The sequence below is a fragment of the Dietzia sp. KRD202 genome, assembly GCF_017168155.1.
Classification (GTDB): Bacteria; Actinomycetota; Actinomycetes; order Mycobacteriales; family Mycobacteriaceae; genus Dietzia; species Dietzia kunjamensis.
This window is the reverse complement of record NZ_JABFAN010000104.1, coordinates 1-7978: the sequence shown is the minus strand read 5'-3', so window position 1 is coordinate 7978 and position 7978 is coordinate 1. Positions and strand designations below refer to the sequence as shown.

Genomic DNA, 7978 nt, shown 5'->3' with positions numbered 1-7978 from the left:
GAGCAGACCACCCCGCCCGCCCCAAGGAGTACCGAGTCGCCGGAATCGAAGTACCGGATCGCCGGACTAGGCGTACCCACTAGCCCTATCTGCCATCCTGTGCACGATGTGGTGAGACAGCGTGTCCACGATGTCATGAGATCGTGTGTCCTCGAAGTGATGAGACAGGACACACGAAGTCGTGAGATCGGCTGTCACCGAAGAGACGAGATCCGGTGTCCACGATGTTGCGAGATAACACACCAACTCGCTGGACCCGCGGTACCGACAAGCCCTATCTGCCAGGGCATGCGGTCGAGTCGATCTGCCGGGGCCTGCGCAAAGCAGGTCTCCAGGTCGCCGCACGCACCTACCGGATGTGGATCTCACCCCGGCGAGCGGTAGCGGCCAGGGTCGTCAGCGACGCCGAGGTGGAGGACGTCGTCCGGCAGCTGGTGTGGAAACCCGATGCGCAGGGACGTCGGAAGATGCAGCCAGCGGGCCTGTATGGGCGCCGCAAAATGCTCGCCGAGGTGCGCCGGGCCGGGCTAGCCACAGCGAGTCCGGGCGCGGTGGACCGGGCGATGCGCACACTGGAACTATCCGGGGTAGTCCGGGCCAAGAAGGTGTACACGACCTCCCCGAATTCCGGCGCTGTGCGGGCACCGGACCTGCTGGACCGGGACTTCACCTCAGATCGCCCGGATCGGGTCTGGGTCGCTGACTTCACTTACGTCCGAACGTGGGCCGGCTTCACCTACGTCGCGTTCATCGTCGACGTGTTCGCCCAACGCATCGTTGCCTGGAATGCAGCGACCACCATGGCCACGGACCTGGTGATGACTCCGCTACGGATGGCGCTGTGGCAACGGCACCGCGAAGGGCACCCGGTCGAACCGAAATCACTGATCAGCCACTCGGACGCAGGCAGTCAATATACATCTGTAGCGTTCACCGAACGCCTCGCCCTCGAGGGGATTGAACCGTCGATCGGCAGCGTCGGCGACGCCTACGACAACGCGCTCATGGAGACGATCAACGGACTGTACAAGGCCGAATGCATCCGCTCGTCGATCTTCCACGACGGGCCGTACAAGACGCTCGCCGACGTCGAGTACGCGACCGCCGCATGGGTCGAGTGGTACAACAATGACCGGCTCCACTCGAGCCTGGGCTACGTCCCGCCCGTCGAGTTCGAGCAGAGCTACTACGCCGCTCTCAACCGAGAGCTGCAACCCACATAGGGAGCGGCGGGAAACCTGGGGCGGTTCACAAGAAGCGAATCGAGGGAAAGTCCACCAAAGAGGCCATGCGATGCCTCAAACGAGCGATCTGCCGCGAGATCTACCGACTGCTCACCAACCCACCCGAAGTGCCCCGAACTGACGACCTGCGACCACTGCGCCAAGCCCGAAGAATCAGCATCACAACCGCCGCCGGGCACTTCGGCGTCTGGCCTGCCAAGATCTCCACCCTCGAACGCGGACTCCGCCGCGACGACGACCTCGCACATGCCTACCGAGATTGGCTCAAAGCCGCTTGACAACCAATAGGAGCATCAGATCCAGGGAGGTTCAGACACAAACGAACGCTCAGAGGCCAGGGCTAAGCACGCGTCGCCCACCCGAAGGAACCGGTTTTGATCGCCTACGTGCGCTGGCAACGGATATGACGCCTGCTGTCGCCCACAGCATTCGCACCCCATTGACGTCGCTCGAAAACTGAGCAGCTACCACCCAGAAAACAAAAAGGGCGCCAAGTAACAGCATCACCGAATCCGGAATTCGTAGCACCTTGAGTAGATGCCACCCGAAGAAGGCGCAAATTCCCACAAGGGCAATCAGACCACCATCTACGGCTACGTCCAACAGAATGTTGTGGACATAAGCTCCGGTGCCGCGCGAAAGGCCCTTCTCGCCCGACATTCCGGCATACCCGCCCCATCCAAGCCCGAGAGGCGAATCGAGAAGCGACTCAAGACCAACCGCATAAAGAGACGACCGAGACGCATCATCTGGATCACCGGCCAGCAACTCCATTAGTCGGACAATGGCCACTGTATCGCCAACTGACCTCACCAGTAACACCTGAGCAGCAATCACTCCGCCAAAAAGCCCGAGTGCGCCCAGACCGACTCTTCGAAGGCTCCCCGCGAGCAAGAAAACTAAACTAAACACCACTGCGACGATGGGCCCACGGCTTCCCACCAATATGACTAAGGCTAGTAGCGTCGCAGCGATACCTGTCCAGGCGAGTCGAACGAGTCCTCGGCTTCGCAAGCCGTAGTAGACCGTGACTATCAGCGCCGCACACAATGTCCACGCAGTTGAGATACTAGTCGACCCCTCAACGCCAAGTCGGCCCACGTTACCCGCGGACTGAGCCGCCGGAAACACGAAAAGACTAAGCGCCGCTGTGGCGCCAAACACAACTTGCGAAAAAATCCATACAGATTCGGCCCTTACGGACGTAATTAGCAGCGAGGCGGCGACGTAGCAACCTAAGGTAACCGTGAAAAGCAAAAGATACCGGTCAGGCCCAAGATCTGAACCCACAGCGATTACCACTCCGGGAAGAAACAGCGCCCATAACGCAAGCGCCGGCAGAACAACAGCTGAACTGGGGAGTTCTCGGCGCGCCGCTCTGACAAGGACCGATAAGAGCAAGAACGCGGCGGCGACCACAGCTAGGTCAACCGGTAACCACGAAAAAAGAGGGGTGCCTTTCAGAATACCCGAGTAGCAGAGCAGCGAGAGCGAGAACGCACTTAGGAGATCCAGCGCATCGCCCTCGCGTTCGCTGCTGTTTATCATGAGCGCGTCTTCTCGGAAATAGCTGACAAAATTGCTTCAGCCTGTCCTTCTGGCGTCCACAGGCCCGTTACCGATTCCGTACAAGCCCGTCCCACACTTCTGCGATCCCTCTCCATACAACTACACACCTCATCGATCTTTAGGGCAAGGTCATCGACGTCGTCCGCTGAATACAGCCGACCATTTACTCCATCGGCGATCGCCTCATACTCAGGCATCTGCCGATAGGGATCGTCACAAGTAATCACTGGGACCCCATGCCGCAGACTTTGGAGAACCGTCAAACCAGCGGCCTCCGGAATGACACAGCAATGAGCGATTTCGTAAATCTTGGCAAGCCGATCCTCGTCATGTATTGATCCTAGGAACTCAGCCCTGACGCTAAGCGTTGAAGCAGTCAACCTCAATTGCGCTTCGTGCGGGCCACTGCCGACAAAGATTATTGTCGGCCGTGCTTGGGCCCTAATGCGGCTAACGGCTTCGATCAGCAACTCTAATTTCTTCGCTCGCGTAAGCCGGACGACCGCCAACACGACACGACCTTTGGCGCCTGCCCCACGGGCCGCATTGATCCCATGATCCTCTATCGACTCACGGTACATAATCGCCGGAAGCGCAGAACTACTGTTGCCTATAACGACCATTTTCGAAGGAGGGTACCCCGAGGAAAGGCCAATACGTCGCGCTTGCTCGCCGTAAAGCAGCAAACGGTTCGCGAGACTGTAAAAAAGCGCCCTCAGTACCCTACGCGGACCACTATCAGGTCGGTGCCAACCTATGGTCCAGAAGTACACCTCACACCCGATAACTCGTCCGAAAGCTGCCGCAACCCAAGTCGAAAGATAACTCCAGTTCCCTAGAAAGATGACCTTCTCGTATTCCCCGGTAGCGATAAGCTTGACCAAGCCTCTCTGCCACAGTAAACGCCCCACCCAACGATTTTCGAGTCGCACCGCAGAAGTTAGCGCCGCGAGTGGAATCGTTTCGATATTTTCGCCGGGCTGAGCGTCACCGGCTGCGAACACAAACTCATAACCTACTTGCGATTCAAGGGCGCGAAATACCCCGAAGCGGTAATGCGGCAAGTGGTGATACACCACAAGAACCCTGGTCGGCGCCTTTTCATTAGCCATACGAGCTCTCCTTTGCGGCGCCCGCGGGCGCGTCACGAACGCTGCACACTTGATTCGCTACCAATTGGTGGTTACTTGTCCGCCCAATCTATCCGCCAGGCGCGTCGAAAGGACGGGACAAGGCCTACCAACATGACCACTTGGCTCACGAGGATCGCCAACGCACCACCAACAGCCGACCATTGAGCGACAAATGGCCAAGCTAAAGCGAGCCCGCTGCCCACGCCAACTACAAAGACGATGGACACGACGCGCTCACTGCCCCTCGCCTGTAAGAGGGCAGACATGGGCTGACTCAACGCTGAGATGCCGGTCGCCAACGCCAAGACGCGCAAGACATCACCGGCTGCGTTGAAGTCAGGTCCCATCAGAAGAACGACCACTTCGTCAGAAAAAAGAAACACTATTGAACAAACAATCGCGCTAAGCAATGGAAGCAGCGCTGCTACACCAATTTTCTTGAGACCTCGGACCAGATGACCTTCGCGCGCCACGTAAGGGACCACCACTAACGAGAACGTCTGGGTAAGAAGCGCCATAGGCTGGGTCCAACGGTTTACTGCACCGTACTGTCCAGCGACAAGTGACCCTCCCGCTGCAGTCACTATCGGCACGTGAAGTGACTGGGCGGTCACCGCCCACGAGGACAAGCCGAAGTGGAGGCTGCCTCTCCAAATCTCCGCTATTGGACCTAAATTCGGTCTAGGCCTCATTTCCTTCAACAAGAAGCTCCCGGCCCCGAAGGTCACCATTGCGGACCCGAATTGGGCAATCAAGACCGCCGACGAACCGTCTCCCCAAGAGCCGACGAAAAGCGCAGCGAAAAGCGCGAGGAAAAGGAGCCTTTCAGAAACAGTGATGAGCGCGAGCTCCACGTTACGCGAGGCCGCTCGCAAACCTGCATAGAGTGTTTGAGTGGTTACTTGGGCCACTACTCCTAGCCCCAGGAGCCAGAGCGAGAATGTGTTCGGCACCACCAATAAGACTAGGGAAAGAGAGGCGCCGAGCAGCACGCTCAGCATGATTTTTCGACCGCTAAGGATTCCGAAACGGGAGTTCGATAAGGCACCCGCAGCCGACTCGCGAATCCAAGCGTTGTTCGATCCGAAATCGAAAACACCACTAATCAGGCCCGAGAGTGCCAATAACAAACTAAGAGTCGCAACGGCTTCTACCCCGCTCACCCGGCCGACAACTATGACTGTTACTAGCACCGAAATTTGAGCCAGTGCACTTGAGAAAGCTATGAGAACCACATCCCGCGCTCCACGGTTAAACGCCGCTCGCAACTTTGCCGCCAATGCGCTCAACGTTGAGGCCATAGCAAACAGATCGCCGTTTCGGAGGTAGAGCGGGGCGCGGGGGCCACGAGACCATGTACCCCATTTTGAAACTTCGAAATTATCAAACTGAATGAGTGAGTAGGGCGCTCAAGCATCAACGGCTTACCTCTTTTCCTGCCTCGCGAGATTTGCGCTCCGTTCGAAGACACCCCGGCATACTCGATACAGCAACACCGAGCGCTTCCCGGTGTCCGAACAGCTATTGCACTGACCCCGTCTTGAGTCGATATCGCTATCCTTTTCCCAGTAGCGTAGCGGTCGCGCTTCTCGCTTAATAAGCATGCCTGGCAAGCCAAGCGCTAGCGTCGTCGTTACGGGTGACCTTTTCAGCGTCTTTACGATCGCACGCCAGCGGCGGAACGCTAACCTCCGAAACAGCCTCATGTCGGTCCCCGACTACAGGCTGCTCAGTCGAGTCGAAAAGTTCTTCGTGAACCTTCTCGTTCTCCCTGAGCCCCGTGTAAATTATGTCCACATTCTTCCCGGACTGCTCAATTAAAGTCCGAGCTACTTCCTGGATACTTACGGGCTCTCCCATGTCGAGTACCAGTGTCTCGCCGCTACGGCCAATAACTGCGGCCTGCAAGATTAGTTGGCAAGCCTCGGGAATTGTCATGAAGAACCTAGTTACATCAGGGTCAGTTACCGTTACTGGACCGCCTTCCGCAATCTGCTTTTCAAAAACAGTTAGGACTGATCCTCGGGACCCAAGAACGTTCCCAAACCGCACAGACACGTACTTACTCGAACCATCACGCCTCCCCCTTCCAGCGGTTAATCTCTCTGCGACCCGCTTCGACCTTCCCAAAACGTTAGTCGGATTTGCGGCCTTGTCTGTCGATACGTTTACAAATGTTTCGACACCGCTGCTCTCGGAGACGTCGAGAAGGTTTAGCGTTCCTAGCACGTTGGTCTTAAGCGCCTCCAACGGGTAATGTTCCAAGAGCGGCATATGCTTCAAAGCCGCGGCGTGAAAGACAATCTCGGGACGCCTATCCGCGAATATCTCCCTAAGCGTACTAAGGTCTCGGATAGAGGCGAGAATCGTGTCGTCGCCGTCTAGCATCGATTGCTTTTGTATTGAAAGCTGCGTCGAATGTAGGCCCGACTCATCCCGGTCCAACATCATTAGCTCCGCAGGCCGGAATCGCAGTAGCTGACGGCAGAGCTCGGACCCAATAGACCCTCCCGCTCCGGTGACCAATATTCTCTTGCCACGAATGTACTCGGCGATTTGTGTCTGATTAAGTCGTGCCGGCTTTCGCCCTAGAAGGTCGTTCACATTAATTTGGCGTAGCTCATCTGCTGCCCGGCGCCCGGTCATCAATGCGCTCAGCGGAGGAAGAATTAGGACGTGCAGTCCTGCCCCCTCTGCACGGTCTCTCACTGCGACAATCTCTTCTGGGGGAAGGCTAGGGACCGCGATAATCAGGATGCCCACCTTCTCCCGCGATGCGACAACCTCTAGGTCGTCTCTAGTGCCGCGAACACGAACGCTCTCAATAACGAGGTTCTTCTTCGCAGGATCATCGTCTAGAAGAGCCACCGGGTTGTAGGTCGACAGCGGCGAGCGCCTGAGTTCCCTAACCAGCTGCTGCCCCCCACTCCCAGCACCAAAGACGATGACTCGGTCAGCATCTGATCGAACCCCGGCACCAAAGAACTCCCTCCCCCTCACAAACGACCGTAACGAAAGAGCCGCGATAACGGTAAAGGCACCAGAAACCAACGGAAGCCCTCGGGGAAGTGTGCCGGCAGGCTGAGTTGCAACTATGACGAGGAATGCAGCGACCGACGTTCCGAGAAGGACCGCCGCAACGCAACAAGCCTCAGCAAAGCTTCCTGGCAAAAAGCGCCCTCGGTATACTCCGAACGCAAAGCCTACTAGACCTGACAGTACAACTGAGCCGACAACGACTGAAGCGAACGCCGGACCTTCGAGCGTAGTTGAAACTCGACTCTTTTCGAAGTCATACCGGATCCACAACGCGGCGATATACATTAACGCCCAGAGCAACGAATCGACAAACAGCCACGGAGATAGTCGTCTCCACTTAGCCACGAACTGTGCTTCACGGAAAGGCCCGGATCGCGCAGGCTCGACCGGGTTACTAGTCATAAGGTTCTCTTCCAGACTATGAGAAGTACTTGCTAGGCGATTTCTTAAGAGGCTTCACGACTTCTCGCGAGCCGACGGGGCCTTCGAGGATTCGTAATAGTAGGAATCATCGTACCCGCGCGCTCGGCGCTTCACCGGTTTGTTCGCGACAGTAATCGTTCCCAGGATCCTTGCGTCGGCCTGTCGCAGATTATCCACAGATTGAGCTACCTGATCAACTGTTGTTCGATTCGAGCGGACAACCAGGAATGCCCCGTCAGTGATCCGGGCCAAGAGCGCGCCATCGGTCACCGGAAGAAGTGGCGGGGAGTCAATGACGACATAGTCATACTGTCCGCGCAGTTCGAAGAACAGCCTTCTCGCCGTTTCCGACGCAAGCAGTTCAGAGGGGTTAGGCGGCAAGGGGCCACAAGCCAAGAGGTGAACTCCATCGTGCTTTGTCTCTTGCACGACATCCTTAAAAGGGCCCTTCCGGAATCAGAGTGCATTGATCCGGTCCTGAAGCTGACCGGAGTGGATCAGTGACCGCAAGATGTAGTGGTTGAGGTTTCGGAAGCCCAGGGCGATTCCGCGCAGGTGCTCGAGGCGACC

Annotated in this window: 5 protein-coding genes and 1 pseudogene; 1 reads left to right on the top strand and 5 read right to left on the bottom strand. The window is 57.2% G+C overall.

Going from position 1 to position 7978, the window contains the following annotated elements:
- Window positions 1–284 precede the first annotated feature (284 nt).
- Window positions 285–1223: pseudogene (locus tag J1M64_RS19130) on the top strand (IS3 family transposase); the annotation flags it as partial.
- 348 nt (window positions 1224–1571) lie between these two features.
- Here J1M64_RS19130 and J1M64_RS19125 read toward each other — a convergent pair.
- The 5 genes from J1M64_RS19125 to J1M64_RS19105 form a co-directional block, all read right to left on the bottom strand.
- A complete protein-coding gene (locus tag J1M64_RS19125; protein ID WP_206475228.1) occupies window positions 1572–2792 on the bottom strand; it encodes an O-antigen ligase in 1221 nt (406 codons plus the stop codon).
- Window positions 2789–3925 (bottom strand): glycosyltransferase family 4 protein, encoded by a 1137-nt coding sequence (locus tag J1M64_RS19120; RefSeq protein ID WP_206475227.1) that lies wholly within the window; start codon window positions 3923–3925, stop codon window positions 2789–2791. The genes J1M64_RS19125 and J1M64_RS19120 overlap by 4 nt, the downstream gene beginning before the upstream one ends.
- A gap of 71 nt (window positions 3926–3996) precedes the next feature.
- Complete coding sequence (locus tag J1M64_RS19115) at window positions 3997–5247, bottom strand: polysaccharide biosynthesis C-terminal domain-containing protein (protein ID WP_241261801.1); 1251 nt, start codon at window positions 5245–5247, stop codon at window positions 3997–3999.
- 292 nt (window positions 5248–5539) lie between these two features.
- Window positions 5540–7270, bottom strand: coding sequence for a nucleoside-diphosphate sugar epimerase/dehydratase (locus tag J1M64_RS19110; RefSeq protein WP_206475225.1), 1731 nt, complete (start codon window positions 7268–7270; stop codon window positions 5540–5542).
- A 171-nt stretch (window positions 7271–7441) separates the two neighbouring features.
- Window positions 7442–7837 (bottom strand): CpsD/CapB family tyrosine-protein kinase, encoded by a 396-nt coding sequence (locus J1M64_RS19105; RefSeq protein WP_206475224.1) that lies wholly within the window; start codon window positions 7835–7837, stop codon window positions 7442–7444.
- Window positions 7838–7978 lie beyond the last annotated feature (141 nt).